This is a genomic window from Enterobacter sp. BIDMC93 (assembly GCF_001037805.1).
In the GTDB taxonomy this organism is placed as follows: Bacteria; Pseudomonadota; Gammaproteobacteria; order Enterobacterales; family Enterobacteriaceae; genus Enterobacter; species Enterobacter hormaechei_C.
The window spans coordinates 4,582,119-4,597,071 of record NZ_KQ089962.1; the positions used below are offsets into that span (position 1 = coordinate 4,582,119).

Sequence of the window (14,953 nt, forward strand, 5' to 3'; positions counted from 1 at the left end):
GAGGGTTAGGGTGAGGGGCAGGTTCTACTTAACCAGCTTCTTCGTCATCGCCAGCAGCGTACGCACATCTTCCGGACGCGTATCACCGCTGGCTTTATCGATAATCGAGCTGTAGATATGCGGGATGATTTTGCTCACGCCCGCATCCAGGGCGATCTGCAAGATCGCCTCGAAGTTCTCCAGATCGATTCCCCCGGTCGGCTCCAGCCAGAAGTCGTGACGGGCGCAGGCTTCCGCCACCGCCTGGTATTCGTCACGGCATTTCAGGCCGCCCATCGGGAAGTACTTGATGGAGCTGCCGCCGAAATCTTTCAGCAGGGCGATAGCGGTTTCAACCGGCACAATGCCGTCCATAGCTGCGCTGCTCAGCGGGCCGGTGGAAATTTTCACCATGCCGACGGTGCCGGTCGGCGAGACCAGGCCGTTGACCACCGACTCATTCTGCCCCAGCAGCGCGCGGCTGGTGGCCACGCCGGTAAAGACCTGGTTAACGTGCTGCGGCTGCACCTGGCGGGAGATTTCACTCACCATCGCCGACTGGTTCGGGTCGCCCGCGCCCAGCCCCACGGAGAGCGCATTATCAATCAGGGCTGCGTATTCGCGCATGTCCGCAACCGCGCTCGCCACGTCCGGGTAATTTTTGGAGAGCACGCCCACCAGCACGTGACCTTCCGCCGCCTCGTAAATGGCGCTGGCGTTGGCTTTCGATCCCGCCAGCACGTTCAGGCAGACGCGGTCACGGTAAAAGTTGGGGGTCAGTTTCATGCTTTTTTCTCCTGTCCTAATACTTCGCTAATGCGGCGGTACACGATGTTCAGCTGGTCAGCATTCACGCTGCGCACGTCCGCCTCGATAATCCCTTCGTTGGCCTTATAGCCACGGAAGTAAATGGCGTATTCGCCCTGTTTCAGCTTCGCCACCAGATCGCCCGTGCCGACGCCCGTAGCGGCTTCGTCAAACTTAATCTCGGTGCGGGCGATGTCACGCCCGGCGCTGTCCCAGACCACGCGCGCGGTCACGCCGTTCAGGGTGTTCAACGCGTCGATAAACGGCGTCATCTTCGCCACCATCTCGGCCCCGCTCTCTTTGGTCGCCGTCAGGTAGTGTTCGATGGCGCAGGTCAGGCCCAGGATACCCTCTTTGCCCACTTTCATCGCGCGACCAATGCCCGCCGTCTGGCGCTTCACCCACTCAACGTACTGGGTTTTGCCGATCACCAGCCCGCTGGTTGGCCCTTCGATCGCCTTCGCGCCGCTGTAGATCACCAGATCGGCACCGGAGCGGTAGTAGGTGTGCAGATCTTCTTCCGCCGCCGCATCGACGATCAGCGGGAGATCGTGCTTGCGCGCCACGACCGCCGCCTGCTCGACGCTGAGCATGCTTTTCTGCACGCAGTGGTGCGATTTGATGTAGAGGATCGCCGCCGTGCGCGGAGTGATCGCCGCCGCCAGCTGATCGGCAGAGCATTCGTTAGCGTAGCCCGCCTCCACCAGCTTGCCGCCGCCCAGCGCCACCATGGTGCCCACCGGCGCGCCAAAGTTCACGTTGTGGCCTTTCGGCAGGACGATTTCGTTGTTTTCAATCGGTGTGACGTGCAGGTTTTCCAGCAGCCAGTCGCTGTCTTTCACCAGCACCGCCGCCACGGACTGGGCAATGCCCGCCGACGCGCAGGAGACCACCGTCGCCCCTTCCACCTCCAGCAGCTTCGCGATGTATTCCCCGGTTTTATTGACCAGATCCTTCATCTCGAAATAGTGATTCATGCCGTCCATCGCCGCCTGCACCACTTCCGGGCGCGGCGTGGAGACACCCAGCGCCGTCATGCGGCCAGAGGTGTTGATAACCTGCTTTAAGTTGTACTTCTCATAAATCGAAGGCATGTTCCGTGCTCCCTTGTTCGGTCATGTAGCCCTTGCCCGCGCGGATCGCGGCAAGCGGCATCAGAATGTGTTCAGCCTGTAGGCTGTCGTTTTCGGCATCCGTCAGCACCGTCGGCTGGCGCTTGAGCGTAAACAGCGTCAGATCGGCGTCGAGGCCAGGCTGAATGCGGCCTTTGCGCGTCAGGCGCAGGCCGTCGGCGGCGTTGGCCGTGACACAGTCAATCACCTGCGGCAATGACATGCCGATGGCGAGGAATTTCGACATCACGCTCGCCAGCGAGCCGACCGGGCCGTTGATGCGGTTGCGGCAGTAAATATCCGAGCTGATGGTATGCGGCAGAATGCCCATCGCAATGGCGCGCTTCGCCACTTCAAAGCTGAAGCTCGCCGTGCCGTGGCCGACGTCCAGGCGCACGCCGCGCTTCAGCGCAGACGTAATGGAGGCGCGCAGCTCGCCGGAGGGCGTCAGAATGCGGTTAGGCTTGCCGTTGTAGCAGTGGGTGATGATGTCGCCGGAGCTCAGCAGTTCGGCAATCTCATCGAGGTTCGGCGGGTTGTTGCCGATGTGCACCATCAGCGGCAGGTCGCCGTTCTCTTTCTGAATCGCTTTCGCGCCCTCCAGCGGGGTGATGCCGTTTTCACCGACCACGCTGCTACTCATGCGCGCCTTCAGGCCAACGATAAAATCCGGGTGGCGCGTCACCGCCTGCTTCACCGCATCGGCGTCAATGTTCGCCATGTTGGCCAGCTCGTTCTGGGCGATCAGCCCCACGCGGGAGATGTTCAGCAGGGCAAACACCTCGGTGGAGGCTTTGCGAGTGATGGCGTAAAAATCGTCCACGTCGTCGGCTCCGGTACTGCCCGCGTCCACCACGGTGGTGACGCCGGTGGCAATGCCCACGCTGTCCGGCTCGTCGTGGTAAATCGGGGAGTTCGGGTAGCAGTGGACGTGGGAGTCAATCCAGCCCGCGCTGACGAACACGTCGCCGTTCAGCTCAACCGTTTTGCGGGCGGGAGCGTCAATGTCGCCTGTCGCGGCAATCTTCCCGTCCTGGATGGCGATATCGGTCAGGGTATCGTCGGCGAGGCGCGCACGGCGCAGGAGTAAATCAAACATGAGGATCTCCTGATAAAGCGGGCACCGAAGCGCCCGCGGGTATTAAAGGGCGACCGGGAACAGCCAGCCCAAAATCATTGCGCCGAGGATGGCGCCACCGGTAATCGGCTTCTGCCAGATGTAGAACAGCAGCGCGCCTACCAGGGAACCGACGCCGATTGGAATGGAGGCGGTCATGGCGCTGAGGATAATCAACGGCCCGAGGAAGCGGCCGGAGGCGTTACCCGCGCCCATCATCACGTCTGCGCCGTAGGTGGAGTTGCTCTGATTGATGGTGAACTTACGCGCCAGGATGATGACGTAGCCAATCGCCAGGCCAATCACCAGGCCGGTAATCAGCGCGGCAATGAAGTTGGTCACCGGGAACATGATCCCCGCGCCCAGCAGCAGCGCCGGAACGCCGAGGCCCACGCCGGTCTGGATCGCACCGCCGATATCGAGAATACCCACCAGCGAGCCTTCGATAATACGGGCGAACAGGAAGCTAGCACCGAACGCCGCCACCGCGCCGTAGACGCCGGTATCGATTCCCGCTTTCAGCATCGCCACGAAGGCCACTTCGTTAAACGCGCCGATGCCGTAGAGGTAGTACATGTGCGTCCCGGCAAAGACGCCGGAGGAGAGCAGGCCAACGAAGATCGGGAACGACCAGTCGGCATACCAAAAACCTTTATTCTGTTCCATTTAGAGGCTCCTGTTATTTACCGCTGAGCGAGTTGTGGATCATGTCGAGCCAGTTCGGCACGGTCAGATGGAAGGATTCGATCATCTTCATGTCGAAACCGCGGAAGAAGCCGCTCAGCACGAAGAGCAGGACGATCGCCGCCATCATCACTTTGGTGACGTGGTTCCAGCCACTCTCTTCAACACCTTTACCAATCAGAATACCCAGTACCAGACCCGGTACGGCGTTACCCATGATCAGCTGTGCCGCGCCGCCAAAGATGGTGGCCCAGAAGCCCGATTTTTTACCCGCGTCGATGGCCGCCAGCCAGAAGATCACCGGCATCACGGTGTTGACCAGCAGGTTCGCCGCCGGTACCAGCACCTTCACGGCGGTCACCTGAAGCGCTGCCGGAACGGAGGAGGCGGTCAGGTTAAGGAAGGTCACAACAATCATGCCGATGATGCCGCAGGCAATCGCCATTTTGCGCGGGTCATGCAGCGTTTCACCGACGTTACGGTTTTTAATCATCAGTGCAGCAGCACCCCAGTTCGGGATGATGCGGTGGTCAACGTCCTGTGTGAAGGCACCTGCGGCCACGGAAGAGGCCCAGGCGTTAAAGAAGAAACCTAACCCAAAGGAGAAGTGGGACGCCGGATCCCCTTCGCAGGAGTTCAGTTCCCCCAACGTACGAAACGCGCCCATACCCTGAGTGGTAGGCGCATGAAACATGCGTGCAGCCCCGGCGCCAACACCGACGCCAACCAGGCCGCCAATGATGAGCGATTTTATTAATATAATTAAGAACATCAGTCTGCCCTTTTATGAATAATCAGCGTTGCGTGACGAAATCCACCTGGTCGAGATTGATGGCGGTCACGTTGACGGTCACATCCAGCTCCACGCTGTAGGTGCGTCTTTCCCGGCGCAAAAAGAAGAACAGAAACGCTTCTTTTCGCACCGCTTCTTGCGCCTGAACAACCTGCACATCCTGTGGCTCAATACGCAGTAAGATATGCGGTGAGGCTTTCATCACCGCAGCCTGAACGTGGTTGAGGGCGTCGGCAAAGGCGCGCGCTTTGGCGTCGCCCTTCCCCTTCACTCTCACCGTGGTTGTGAACTGTTCTTTCATGCTTACGCGCCGTATTTCTTCTGCCACGCCTGTACCAGACGCTCGCCCAGCTCTTCTTTATCCATAAAGCCAAAGCCCAGCACGTTGCAGCCTTCGTTTATGGCGGTCACCCCCTCATCCACGGAGCGCATGCCGTATTTGGCCTTGTAGCCATATTTGGTCTGAGCGGTGATGGCGCCCGCGCCGCCGCTGCCGCAGAAGGAGATCCCGAAGGTGGCGTTTTCTGCTTTCATCACGTCACCGAGCTTCATATCCGCTGCCATGCCCGGTACGACAACCGCGCGTCCGCCGGCTTTTTCCACACCCGCAGCCACTTTCTGACCTTTACCCAGGCGATCGCCAATCACGACTGTAATCTGTTCCATGTGTTGCTCCTTAAAGGTTGTCTTTCGCGACTTCGAAGTGAACGGAGAGCAGCCAGGCCTCTTCATCAGGAAGGTTGCCGAACTGCGCTACCACTTCACGGGCGAGTTGCATTGAATCTGGTGAAATTTCGTCGAACAGCTCTGCTTCAACCTCCGGCAGCGGCTCGCCGGTCACGGACCGGTGCGCCATTGCGCGAACGTGGGAGGTCAGCATCTGCTCCTGTACCGCGTTGGGAATGATGTTGTGCCGGGCCAGCAGGGCGTAGACCTGCTGAAGCATGGTGTTCGCGAGCTGTTCTGTTTGCACCGCCTGTTCCCCAACGTCGTTCATTACCGCTCCGTTAATCACTCGTCTTACCCCGTTAATGGCTCTGGAATAAAACTAACGTCGAGGGGGAATTGTTTGTAGCGAGTTGTTTTCCACTTCGAAGTGGAAAGGCGAGCAGCGGCAGTGATCTGTGCCACATAAATGCGGTGAATCTGTATAAATCGCTGGATTTACGTGATGAATATCACGCTATTACGCGGCATTAGACTGGTAAGCGGAGTGGAAAAGATTACGAGCAGGCTCGTAGAAATGTGACGTGGATAAGGTTTTCTTATGGGGATCCGCTAGAGTGGCGGCGAGTGCTTGAGACTGACCGTCTCAGGCATGGGACGGAAAGTGGAAAGCCCCGCCTGATAAAAAATCAGGGCGGGGGCTCGAAACGACACGTCACACCGTGGAGTTCGCTACCTCGCCCGCTTTAAAGCAAGGAGGCATCCATGAAACGCAGAAACCCAAGTATCGGGGTTTTGATGATTATTTCTTTGACAATAATCATCTTAACGCTGGTGACGAGGAAAACACTGTGCGAGATCCGTTTTCGTAACGGCTCGCTTGAAGTGACAGCGCGGATGGATTGTCGCTCCGGCAAGTAGGGAGCAACGATGCGGGGGCGCATAATGCGCCTCCGCATACGGGGAGAGGACGTACAGCTCAGGCACCCAATTAACGATACTTTTTGTGGTACGTGTTGCGGGTCGCGACAAACTGATCGGCTGCCGCCTGGGCTTCTTTCACTTTGCCTTCGTTCGCCAGCTTCAGCGCGCCGTCAATCTGGCCGACCAGCACGTCAAAACCGTGGCGGTAGTCTTTCATCTCGGCGCTGTCTGCCGCTTTGCTTTCCAGCTTCGGCGGCGTCGCTTTTTGCGCATCCAGCGCGGCTTCACGCATTTTAGTCAATGCGTCTTTCATGTCCGCCGCATTGTCCGTTTTCTGCACCACCTTCAGGTTTTCACTGAGGATGTCCATGTTGTCTTCGAGATCGGCAGCAAACGCAGACGAGCCAAGAACCAGCGTTGAAGCCGCGACGATCGCTAACAGGTGTTTACGCATTGCTCACTTCCTTTTTTTATTATTAATCAATCTTTTACGGGGATTATTGCCCGGCGATTTTCATCTCCGGCAGTAATACAGAACCACACTGAATATTGCTGCGTGTTTCAATATCGTTACCGACCGTAACAATATTGCGCCACATGTCCTTCAGGTTGCCGGCGATGGTGATTTCGCTCACCGGATACTGAATTTCACCGTTTTCGACCCAGAAGCCCGCTGCACCGCGAGAGTAGTCGCCGGTAATACCGCTCACGCCCTGCCCCATCAGCTCGGTGACCACCAGGCCGGTGCCCATCTCTTTCAGCATCTGTTCAAAATTCAGGCCCTGTCCGGCAATGCGCCAGTTATGAATGCCGCCCGCGTGCCCGGTGCTTTTCAGCCCCAGCTTACGCGCGGAGTAGTTGGTCAGCAGCCACTGGGTCAGAATGCCGTCTTTCACGATATCACGACGTTCCGTGCGCACGCCTTCGCTGTCAAACGGCGTAGAGGCCAGCCCTTTCAGCAGGTGTGGGTGCTCTTCGATGGTCAGCCATTCCGGCAGGATCTGCTTGCCCAGCGAGTCGAGCAGGAAGGTCGATTTACGGTACACCGAACCGCCCGCAATCGCTCCCACCAGATGACCAAACAGGCCGGTTGCCACTTCGTTGGCAAAAATGACCGGCGCTTTCATGGTGGAGAGTTTACGCGGCGAAAGGCGTGACAGCGTGCGTTCGGCGCACGCTTTTCCCACCCACTCCGGAGACTGCAAATCTCCCAGCGCGCGGCCAATGGTATACGCGTAATCACGCTCCATATCGCCGTTTTCTTCGGCGATGACGCAGCTGGAAAGCGAGTGGCGGGTTGAGCAGTACCCCTGCAACATGCCATGGGAGTTACCAAACACTTTAATGCCGTAGTGGCTGTTAAAGCTGCCGCCTTCGGTATTGGTGATGCGTTTGTCAGCCTGCAAAGAGGCCTGCTCGGCTCGCGCGGCCAGCTCAATGGCTTCATCCGGCGTCACTTCCGCGGGATGGAACAGATCGAGATCCGGCGCGTCAAACGCCAGCAGCTCTTTATCGGCCACGCCAGCGTAAGGGTCCGGGGAGGTGTAACGCGCGATATCCAGCGCCGCCTGCACCGTACGGGCGATGGCATCCGGGCTCAGATCGGTAGACGACGCGCTGCCTTTACGATTCTGGTGATACACCGTGATTCCCAGCGCGCCATCGCTGTTAAATTCTACATTCTCCACTTCGCCATAGCGGGTGCTCACGCTAATGCCGGTGGTTTTGCTGACCGCCACTTCGGCGCCATCTGATTTACCTGAAGCGAGCGTCAGCGCGGTGGAGACGGCTTCTTCCAGGATCTTACGCTGCGCTTCAACTTGTGAGGTTACTTTCATCGCAAATGCCATACTGTAAGAGAGAGTTAAGTGAAGTCTAACAGAGAACCGTTTTTCAGTGCGCGTCTTAACTGGTAACATTAGCCTCTTTTTTTAAGGAGCCTGACATGACTAAGCAGCCCGAAGACTGGCTCGACGACGTTCCCGGTGATGACATCGAAGACGAAGATGATGAGATCATCTGGGTCAGTAAAAGTGAAATTAAACGTGACGCCGAAGAGTTAAAACAGCTTGGCGCAGAAATGGTAGAACTGGGTAAAAACGCGCTGGATAAGATCCCGCTCGACCAGGATCTGCGTGATGCCATTGAACTGGCACAGAAAATCAAGAAAGAAGGGCGTCGCCGCCAGCTTCAGCTTATCGGTAAACTGCTGCGTCAGCGCGACGTGGAGCCGATCCGTCAGGCGCTGGACAAACTGAAAAACCGCCACAATCAGCAGGTTGCGCTGTTCCATAAGCTGGAGCAGATCCGCGATCGTTTGATCGACCAAGGTGATGACGCGGTACCTGAAGTGCTGAACCTGTGGCCGAATGCCGACCGCCAGCAACTGCGATCGCTGATCCGCAACGCGAAGAAAGAGAAAGAAGGGAATAAGCCGCCGAAGTCTGCGCGCCTGATTTTCCAGTATCTGCGCGAGCTGTCTGAGAACGAAGAGTAATCTGTGCGGGTTTGCGCCGGATGGCGGCGTAAACGCCTTATCCGGCCTACAAGGTCGTGCGAAAAAATGTAGGCCCGGTAAGCGCTAGCGCCACCGGGCTTTTTTTACTCTGCGGCCGCGGCTTTCTTCGCCAGACCGTCCAGCAGCTTCTGATGGATCCCACCAAACCCACCGTTGCTCATCACCAGAATGTGATCGCCAGGCTGTGCGGCTTTCACCACCATATCCGCTAAGACATCCACGTCCGCACTCCAGTGCGCCGGCTGAATGCAGGCGTCTGCCACTTCGGCCACCTGCCACGGAATATGCTGCGGTTGCAGCAGGAAGACCTCGTCGGCACGCCCTAAGGACGGTGCGAGATCGTCTTTGCAAATACCCATTTTCATGGTGTTCGAACGCGGTTCCAGCACGGCCAGAATGCGCGCGGTGCCGCCAACTTTGCCACGCAATGCGGCAAGCGTCGCCAGAATGGCCGTTGGGTGGTGCGCGAAATCGTCATACACGGTAACGCCGTGGGCTTCACCGCGCAGCTCCAGACGGCGACGGGCGTTGATAAACGAGCCCAGCGCATTGGCGGCATCCGCAGGCAGTACGCCCACGTGACGCGCCGCGGCGATCGCCATCAGGCCGTTGTGCATGTTGTGCTCGCCCACCAGGCCCCACTTCACCTCGCCCACTTTCTCACCGTCGAGCAGCACTTCCCATTCGGAGGCATCCGCGTTGAGCTTTTTCGCCTGCCAGTGCCCCTGCTCGCCAACCAGCTCCTGCTCGCTCCAGCACCCCATCGCCATAGTCTGCTTCAGGTTGATGTCGTTCTCCGGCAGGATAATGCGGCCCTGACCCGGAACAATGCGCACCAGATGGTGGAACTGTTTCTGAATCGCTTTCAGGTCGTCAAAGATATCCGCGTGATCGAACTCAAGGTTGTTGAGGATCAGCGTGCGTGGGCAGTAATGCACGAACTTGGAGCGCTTGTCGAAGAACGCGCAGTCGTATTCATCCGCTTCAATCACAAAGAACGGGCTGTCGCCCAGACGCGCGGAGACGTCGAAATTCCCCGGTACGCCGCCGATCACGAAGCCCGGCTTGTAGCCGCAGGCTTCGAGGATCCAGGTCGCCATACCGGCGGTGGTGGTTTTGCCGTGCGTCCCGGCAACGGCGACAACCCAGCGGTCGCGCAGGACAAAATCATGCAGCCACTGCGGGCCAGACATGTACGGGATATTGCGTTCCAGCACCGCTTCAACGCATGGATTCCCACGGGTCATGGCGTTACCCACGATCACCAGATCCGGCTGCGGCTCCAGCTGGCTGGCGTCATATCCCTGAATCAGAGAAATTCCCTGCTTCTCGAGCAGCGTGCTCATCGGCGGATACACATTGGCGTCCGAACCTGTCACTTCATGGCCCAGCGAGCGCGCCAGCATTGCCAGTCCGCCCATGAAAGTGCCACAAATCCCCAATATATGAATGCGCATACGTCACTATCCTTCTTCAATGTGGCGCACATTTTACTCACATGTCAGCGGCTGTGAAACGCATTTCAGGTAAATCCGTATTTTGCTGGCGCGATTCACCTCTGCGCTAATATTTGAATGTTTGTTAAGATTGTTGGACATCAACCGCTTTACTCAACATAAGATGCAGGGAAAGTGTTATGAAAACGTTAGGTGAATTTATTGTCGAGAAGCAGCACGAGTTCTCTCATGCTACGGGTGAGCTCACTGCTTTGCTGTCGGCAATAAAGCTGGGCGCTAAGATCATCCACCGCGATATCAACAAGGCCGGTCTGGTCGATATCCTGGGTGCCAGCGGTGCCGAGAACGTTCAGGGTGAGGTTCAGCAGAAACTCGACCTGTTCGCCAATGAAAAACTGAAAGCTGCACTGCGCGCGCGCGACATCGTTGCGGGTATCGCCTCTGAAGAAGAAGATGAGATCGTCGTATTCGAAGGGTGTGAACACGCGAAATACGTTGTTCTGATGGATCCGCTGGACGGCTCCTCCAACATCGACGTTAACGTTTCTGTCGGTACCATTTTCTCCATCTACCGTCGCGTCACGCCGGTTGGCACACCGGTGACGGAAGAAGACTTCCTGCAACCGGGCAGTAAACAGGTTGCTGCCGGTTATGTGGTGTATGGCTCGTCCACCATGCTGGTGTACACCACCGGCTGCGGCGTACACGCCTTTACCTACGATCCGTCCCTGGGCGTGTTCTGCCTGTGCCAGGAGCGTATGCGCTTCCCGGAGAAGGGCAACACCTACTCCATCAACGAAGGCAACTACATCAAATTCCCGAACGGCGTGAAGAAGTACATCAAATTCTGCCAGGAAGAGGATAAAGCCACCCAGCGCCCATACACCTCGCGTTACATCGGCTCGCTGGTGGCGGATTTCCACCGTAACCTGCTGAAGGGCGGTATTTACCTCTACCCAAGCACCGCCAGCCACCCGGACGGAAAACTGCGTCTGCTGTACGAGTGCAACCCGATGGCGTTCCTGGCCGAACAGGCAGGCGGCAAGGCGAGCGACGGTAAAGAGCGTATTCTGGATATCGTGCCGGAAAGCCTGCACCAGCGCCGTTCATTCTTCGTCGGCAACCGCCATATGGTGGATGACGTTGAACGCATGATCCGCGAATTCCCGGACGCGTAACGCACGAAAAGGGGAGCCAGGCAGGCTCCCTTTTTTTCAGGCCGTTTGCATCGTCAGCTTGAAGGAAGCCATCGCTTCCATCAGCTCGCGCGACTGTTCCTCCAGGGAACGAGTTGCCGCAGATGATTGCTGGACCAGCGCCGCATTTTGCTGCGCCGTTTCATCCATCTGATTGACGGCGATATTCACCTGCTCAATACCGCGGCTCTGCTCCTGGGACGCCGTCGCAATTTCACGCATCAGTTTGGTCATACGCAGTACTTCGGTGGCGATCTCGTCCATCGTCTCACCGGCCTGCTGCGCCAGCTCGCTGCCCTCGTTCACGTGGGTTTGCGAATCGCTGATAAGCGAGCGGATCTCTTTCGCCGCATCAGCACTGCGGCTGGCGAGATTACGCACCTCACCCGCCACGACCGCAAAACCTCGCCCCTGCTCACCCGCACGCGCCGCTTCAACGGAGGCGTTCAGCGCCAGAATATTGGTCTGGAAGGCAATGCCGTCGATGACGCTCAGGATATCGGCGATGCGCGCCGAACTGCCGGAGATGTCGCGCATCTTCTCAATGACATAGCAGACCATTTCACTGCCGTGATCGGCGGTATCGGAGACCGACTTCGCCAGCTGGTGCGCCTGCTCGGCGTTATCGGCGTTAAGTTTCACCGTGGCGGTGATCTCTTCCATGCTGGCGGCCGTCTGCTCCAGCGAGGTGGCGGTGGATTCCGTGCGCTGGGCCAGGTTCATATTCCCGGCCGTCAGCTCGCGGCTGCCGGTATCAATCTGCGAGCTGGCGTCACGCACCCGCAGAACCGAGTCCATCAGCGACTGGCGCATCCCTTCGATCACCGCGTTAAGGCGATTAAATTCCTGGCTCGCCGGCGCGTTCAGGGTATGGGTTAAATCCCCGGCCGCCACATGTTCCAGCTGGGCAATCGAGGCTGAAAGCGGCTTGAGCAGCATATGGCGCAGCACCAGCCAGGCCAGCACGATAATGCCAGCCGTCAGCAGCGCCGCGACGATAATCAGGATCAGCACGCGGGTTTTACTCGCCTGCACGGCGCTCACCTCCGCTTTACCGCGCGCCTCGCTCCATGCCTGGAACGCCTGCATATCGTTATCAAACTGCTTCGCCACCGGGACCAGCTTGTTTTCCAGCAGATCGTAATAGCTGTCCGCGCTTTGCTCGTTCAGGGCTTTCAGCATCGGGCTGATACCCTGCTGGTTGTACACCGCCAGACTCGCGGCAACGTTATCCAGCAGCTTTTGCCCCTGCTCATCCGCCACGCCGCTGCCGATCACGTCCTTCAGCGTTTTCTGTGCCAGCGCCACTTCCTGGTTAATGGTTTTGACCGCCCTGGCCGCATCGTCCAGCAGGCCGACCTCCATCATGCGGACGGCCTGCCCCGCTTCGTTACGCGCGCGCAGGATCAGCGTATAGCCGGCATTCAGCTGCACCATCTGTTCACCCTGAAGATGATTGATGCGCTGGAGAGAAGCGGAACTTTGTGTAAGGGCATAAATGCCGATGCCGCTGACAATCAGCAGCAGAAGGGTCATAACGGCCAGTAAAGAGAGCAAGCCGGTACGAATCGATAGCGTTTTAAGCATGATGTTATTTCCGGTAGCGAGATATTTCTGGGCATAAAAAAAGAATATCGGCCGCTACCGGAAAATGTTTAGAGTTTAAGCAATTTCAGCATGTTATCGCTCTGTTAAAGATGTATTCACCCGGGTAACAGGCGAGCTCTGGCGGTTCTCCCACAGCACCGTCAGGCCGCGCTGGAGCGCGATAAAAATAAACAGCAGAATGCCGATGGCGATTTTGGTCCACCAGGAGCTGAGCGTGCCGTCGAAGTTGATATAGGTCTGAATCAGCCCCTGGATCGCCACGCCAAACAGCGTGCCGAGGACTGTCCCCACTCCGCCGCTGAGCAGCGTACCGCCAATCACTACCGAGGCAATGGCGTCCAGCTCAACGCCCACCCCCGCCAGGGCATAGCCTGCCTGGGTATAAACCGAGAATACAATCCCCGCGAGGGTGGCCAGCCCGGTCGAAAGCATGTAGATGCGAATAGTCGTGCTGCGCGTGGAAATTCCCATCAGGTTCGCGGACGTGGCGCTGCCGCCAATGGCATAAACCTGGTTACCAAATCGGGTACGGTGGGCGAGGAAGATCCCGATCACCACCACGCCCAGCATCAGCAGCCCCATTGCGCTCAGGCGCCCCCCGCCGGGGATTTTCCACGCCAGACTGGAGAGCGTGTCGTAGATCGGATGGTTTATCGGAATTGACTCCTCCGACACCAGATAGCTCACGCCGCGCAGGAAGAACATCCCGGCGAGGGTGATGATAAAGGCCGGGATTTTCAGCGCATCGATCAAAAGCCCCATAAAGGCGCCGAACGCGCAGCCCATGACCAGCACCAGCGGAAAAGCCAGCAGCGGCGAAATCCCCCAAAAGCCAATCGCCTTGGCAAGGAACACGCCGGTAAAGGCGATCACCGACCCAACGGAGAGGTCGATCCCGCCGGAGAGGATCACAAACGTCATGCCGACGGCGATAATGCCTAAAAAGGCATTGTCGGTCAGGATGTTGCAAATCACCCGCGTGGAGGCGAAGCCCGGGAACTGGGTCAGGCAATAGAGGTACCCCAGCACGAACACGCCCAGCGTGATCATTAACGGCAAATTACGTTTTATCATGACCGCGGTTCCCCTTAATGAGAGTGATAAAGCGCGGCGACTGCACGATAAGTACGATAAGCACCACGACCGCTTTGACGACCTGATTCAGCTCCGGCTGGAACCCGGAGAGCAAAATACCGGTATTCATACCCTGAATAATCAACGCCCCCACCACCGAGAGCAGCAGATTAAAACGTCCGCCCATCAGCGATCCACCGCCGATAACCACCGCGAGGATCGCATCCAGCTCGAGCCAGAGTCCGGCGTTATTGGCATCCGCTCCGCGAATATCGGCGGCCACGATCACCCCGGCAATCGCAGCACAGACGCCGCTCAGCACGTAAGTCAGCATCACCATCAGCCGCGTATTTACCCCGGCGTTTTTCGCGGCCCGAATGTTAATCCCCACCGCTTCGATGAACATCCCGAGCGCCGTTTTGCGGGTGAAAAGCCAGAACACCACCAGCGTCACCAGCGCGACGATCACCGGCGTCGGGAAGAACAGAAAATTACCGCTGCCGATCCACGACAGGCTCGGGGAGTTAAAGGTGACGATTTGACCGGAGGTGATAAGCTGCGCTACACCGCGCCCGGCCACCATCAAAATCAACGTCGCGACAAACGGCTGGATCTTGAGCACTGCGACCAGAATGCCGTTCCATAGCCCGGCTAATACACCGGAGCCCAGCGCGGCCAGCAGAACCACCGGCAGGCTGTGCCCGGCGACGGTCATCGAGGCGGCGGTGGCGCCCGCAATCGCCATTACCGCACCGACGGAGAGGTCGATCCCGCCGGTGGCAATGACCAGCGTCATACCAATCGCCAGCAGCGCCACTGGCGCGGCACGGTTTAAGATGTCGATCGGGCTACCAAACAGGCGGCCATCCTGCACGACGATCTGGAAAAAATGCGGAGCCACCAGGCTATCCACCAGCAGCACCAGCAGCAGCGCCACGATTTGCGGCGTGCCGGTCGGCCAGGTGAAGCGGCGCTTCGCTTCGCCAGTTTGCGAAAGAGAACGGGACATCACATTTGA

17 protein-coding genes are annotated in these 14,953 nt (G+C 58.1%); 3 read left to right on the forward strand and 14 right to left on the reverse strand.

The window, feature by feature from the left end; translation table 11 throughout:
* Nucleotides 1-24 precede the first annotated feature (24 nt).
* Genes SK58_RS21380 through SK58_RS21415 form a run of 8 tightly spaced genes read right to left on the reverse strand, consistent with a single transcriptional unit; the run spans nt 25 to nt 5,507 of the window.
* Nucleotides 25-765, reverse strand: a complete 741-nt coding sequence (locus SK58_RS21380; protein ID WP_015572511.1) for a 2-dehydro-3-deoxy-phosphogluconate aldolase — start codon at nt 763-765, stop codon at nt 25-27.
* Complete coding sequence (locus tag SK58_RS21385; protein WP_048220409.1) at nt 762-1,880, reverse strand: DgaE family pyridoxal phosphate-dependent ammonia lyase; 1,119 nt, start codon at nt 1,878-1,880, stop codon at nt 762-764. The genes SK58_RS21380 and SK58_RS21385 overlap by 4 nt, the downstream gene beginning before the upstream one ends.
* Nucleotides 1,864-2,997 carry an amidohydrolase/deacetylase family metallohydrolase gene (locus SK58_RS21390; protein ID WP_048220410.1) on the reverse strand — a complete coding sequence of 378 codons (1,134 nt, stop codon included), beginning with the start codon at nt 2,995-2,997 and terminating at the stop codon, nt 1,864-1,866. Before SK58_RS21390 ends, SK58_RS21385 begins: the two co-directional genes overlap by 17 nt.
* A 42-nt stretch (nt 2,998-3,039) precedes the next feature.
* Entirely contained in the window at nt 3,040-3,681 is a 642-nt protein-coding gene (locus SK58_RS21395) for a DUF4310 family protein (protein ID WP_015572508.1), read from the reverse strand.
* A gap of 13 nt (nt 3,682-3,694) precedes the next feature.
* Nucleotides 3,695-4,471: a DUF4311 domain-containing protein gene (locus SK58_RS21400; RefSeq protein ID WP_006810337.1), complete on the reverse strand. Its 777-nt coding sequence runs from the start codon at nt 4,469-4,471 to the stop codon at nt 3,695-3,697.
* Nucleotides 4,472-4,493: 22 nt separating this feature from the next.
* Nucleotides 4,494-4,793 carry a DUF4312 family protein gene (locus SK58_RS21405; protein ID WP_006810338.1) on the reverse strand — a complete coding sequence of 100 codons (300 nt, stop codon included), beginning with the start codon at nt 4,791-4,793 and terminating at the stop codon, nt 4,494-4,496.
* 2 nt (nt 4,794-4,795) lie between these two features.
* The gene (locus SK58_RS21410; protein WP_006810339.1) at nt 4,796-5,158 is read right to left on the reverse strand and encodes an SFCGS family glycine-rich protein; all 363 of its coding nucleotides are present in this window, start codon (nt 5,156-5,158) and stop codon (nt 4,796-4,798) included.
* A gap of 10 nt (nt 5,159-5,168) precedes the next feature.
* Complete coding sequence (locus SK58_RS21415; protein ID WP_026080657.1) at nt 5,169-5,507, reverse strand: PRD domain-containing protein; 339 nt, start codon at nt 5,505-5,507, stop codon at nt 5,169-5,171.
* 416 nt (nt 5,508-5,923) lie between these two features.
* Between SK58_RS21415 and SK58_RS22650 the strand changes: the two genes are divergently transcribed.
* Nucleotides 5,924-6,079, forward strand: a complete 156-nt coding sequence (locus SK58_RS22650) for a Hok/Gef family protein (protein ID WP_017383916.1) — start codon at nt 5,924-5,926, stop codon at nt 6,077-6,079.
* A gap of 70 nt (nt 6,080-6,149) precedes the next feature.
* On the opposite strand, the gene cybC is transcribed toward SK58_RS22650, so the two are convergent.
* Both cybC and pmbA read right to left on the reverse strand, forming a co-directional pair.
* Nucleotides 6,150-6,536, reverse strand: coding sequence for a cytochrome b562 (gene cybC, locus SK58_RS21425; protein ID WP_010427378.1), 387 nt, complete (start codon nt 6,534-6,536; stop codon nt 6,150-6,152).
* Nucleotides 6,537-6,579: 43 nt separating this feature from the next.
* Nucleotides 6,580-7,932, reverse strand: coding sequence for a metalloprotease PmbA (gene pmbA, locus SK58_RS21430; RefSeq protein WP_015572506.1), 1,353 nt, complete (start codon nt 7,930-7,932; stop codon nt 6,580-6,582).
* 95 nt (nt 7,933-8,027) lie between these two features.
* Between pmbA and yjgA the strand changes: the two genes are divergently transcribed.
* Nucleotides 8,028-8,579, forward strand: a complete 552-nt coding sequence (gene yjgA, locus SK58_RS21435) for a ribosome biogenesis factor YjgA (RefSeq protein ID WP_017383918.1) — start codon at nt 8,028-8,030, stop codon at nt 8,577-8,579.
* A gap of 104 nt (nt 8,580-8,683) precedes the next feature.
* Here yjgA and mpl read toward each other — a convergent pair whose 3' ends face one another.
* Nucleotides 8,684-10,057: a UDP-N-acetylmuramate:L-alanyl-gamma-D-glutamyl-meso-diaminopimelate ligase gene (gene mpl, locus SK58_RS21440; protein ID WP_017694649.1), complete on the reverse strand. Its 1,374-nt coding sequence runs from the start codon at nt 10,055-10,057 to the stop codon at nt 8,684-8,686.
* Between the two features lie 179 nt (nt 10,058-10,236).
* On the opposite strand from mpl, the gene fbp reads away from it, so the two are divergent.
* Nucleotides 10,237-11,235 carry a class 1 fructose-bisphosphatase gene (fbp, locus tag SK58_RS21445; protein ID WP_003856070.1) on the forward strand — a complete coding sequence of 333 codons (999 nt, stop codon included), beginning with the start codon at nt 10,237-10,239 and terminating at the stop codon, nt 11,233-11,235.
* A 36-nt stretch (nt 11,236-11,271) separates the two neighbouring features.
* Here fbp and SK58_RS21450 read toward each other — a convergent pair whose 3' ends face one another.
* From SK58_RS21450 to ytfT, 3 genes are all read right to left on the reverse strand, one after another.
* Entirely contained in the window at nt 11,272-12,840 is a 1,569-nt protein-coding gene (locus SK58_RS21450) for a methyl-accepting chemotaxis protein (RefSeq protein WP_047637821.1), read from the reverse strand.
* 93 nt (nt 12,841-12,933) lie between these two features.
* Nucleotides 12,934-13,935 carry a galactofuranose ABC transporter, permease protein YjfF gene (gene yjfF, locus SK58_RS21455; RefSeq protein ID WP_017383921.1) on the reverse strand — a complete coding sequence of 334 codons (1,002 nt, stop codon included), beginning with the start codon at nt 13,933-13,935 and terminating at the stop codon, nt 12,934-12,936.
* The gene (ytfT, locus tag SK58_RS21460; protein WP_162184391.1) at nt 13,922-14,947 is read right to left on the reverse strand and encodes a galactofuranose ABC transporter, ATP-binding protein YtfT; all 1,026 of its coding nucleotides are present in this window, start codon (nt 14,945-14,947) and stop codon (nt 13,922-13,924) included. The genes yjfF and ytfT overlap by 14 nt, the downstream gene beginning before the upstream one ends.
* Nucleotides 14,948-14,953 lie beyond the last annotated feature (6 nt).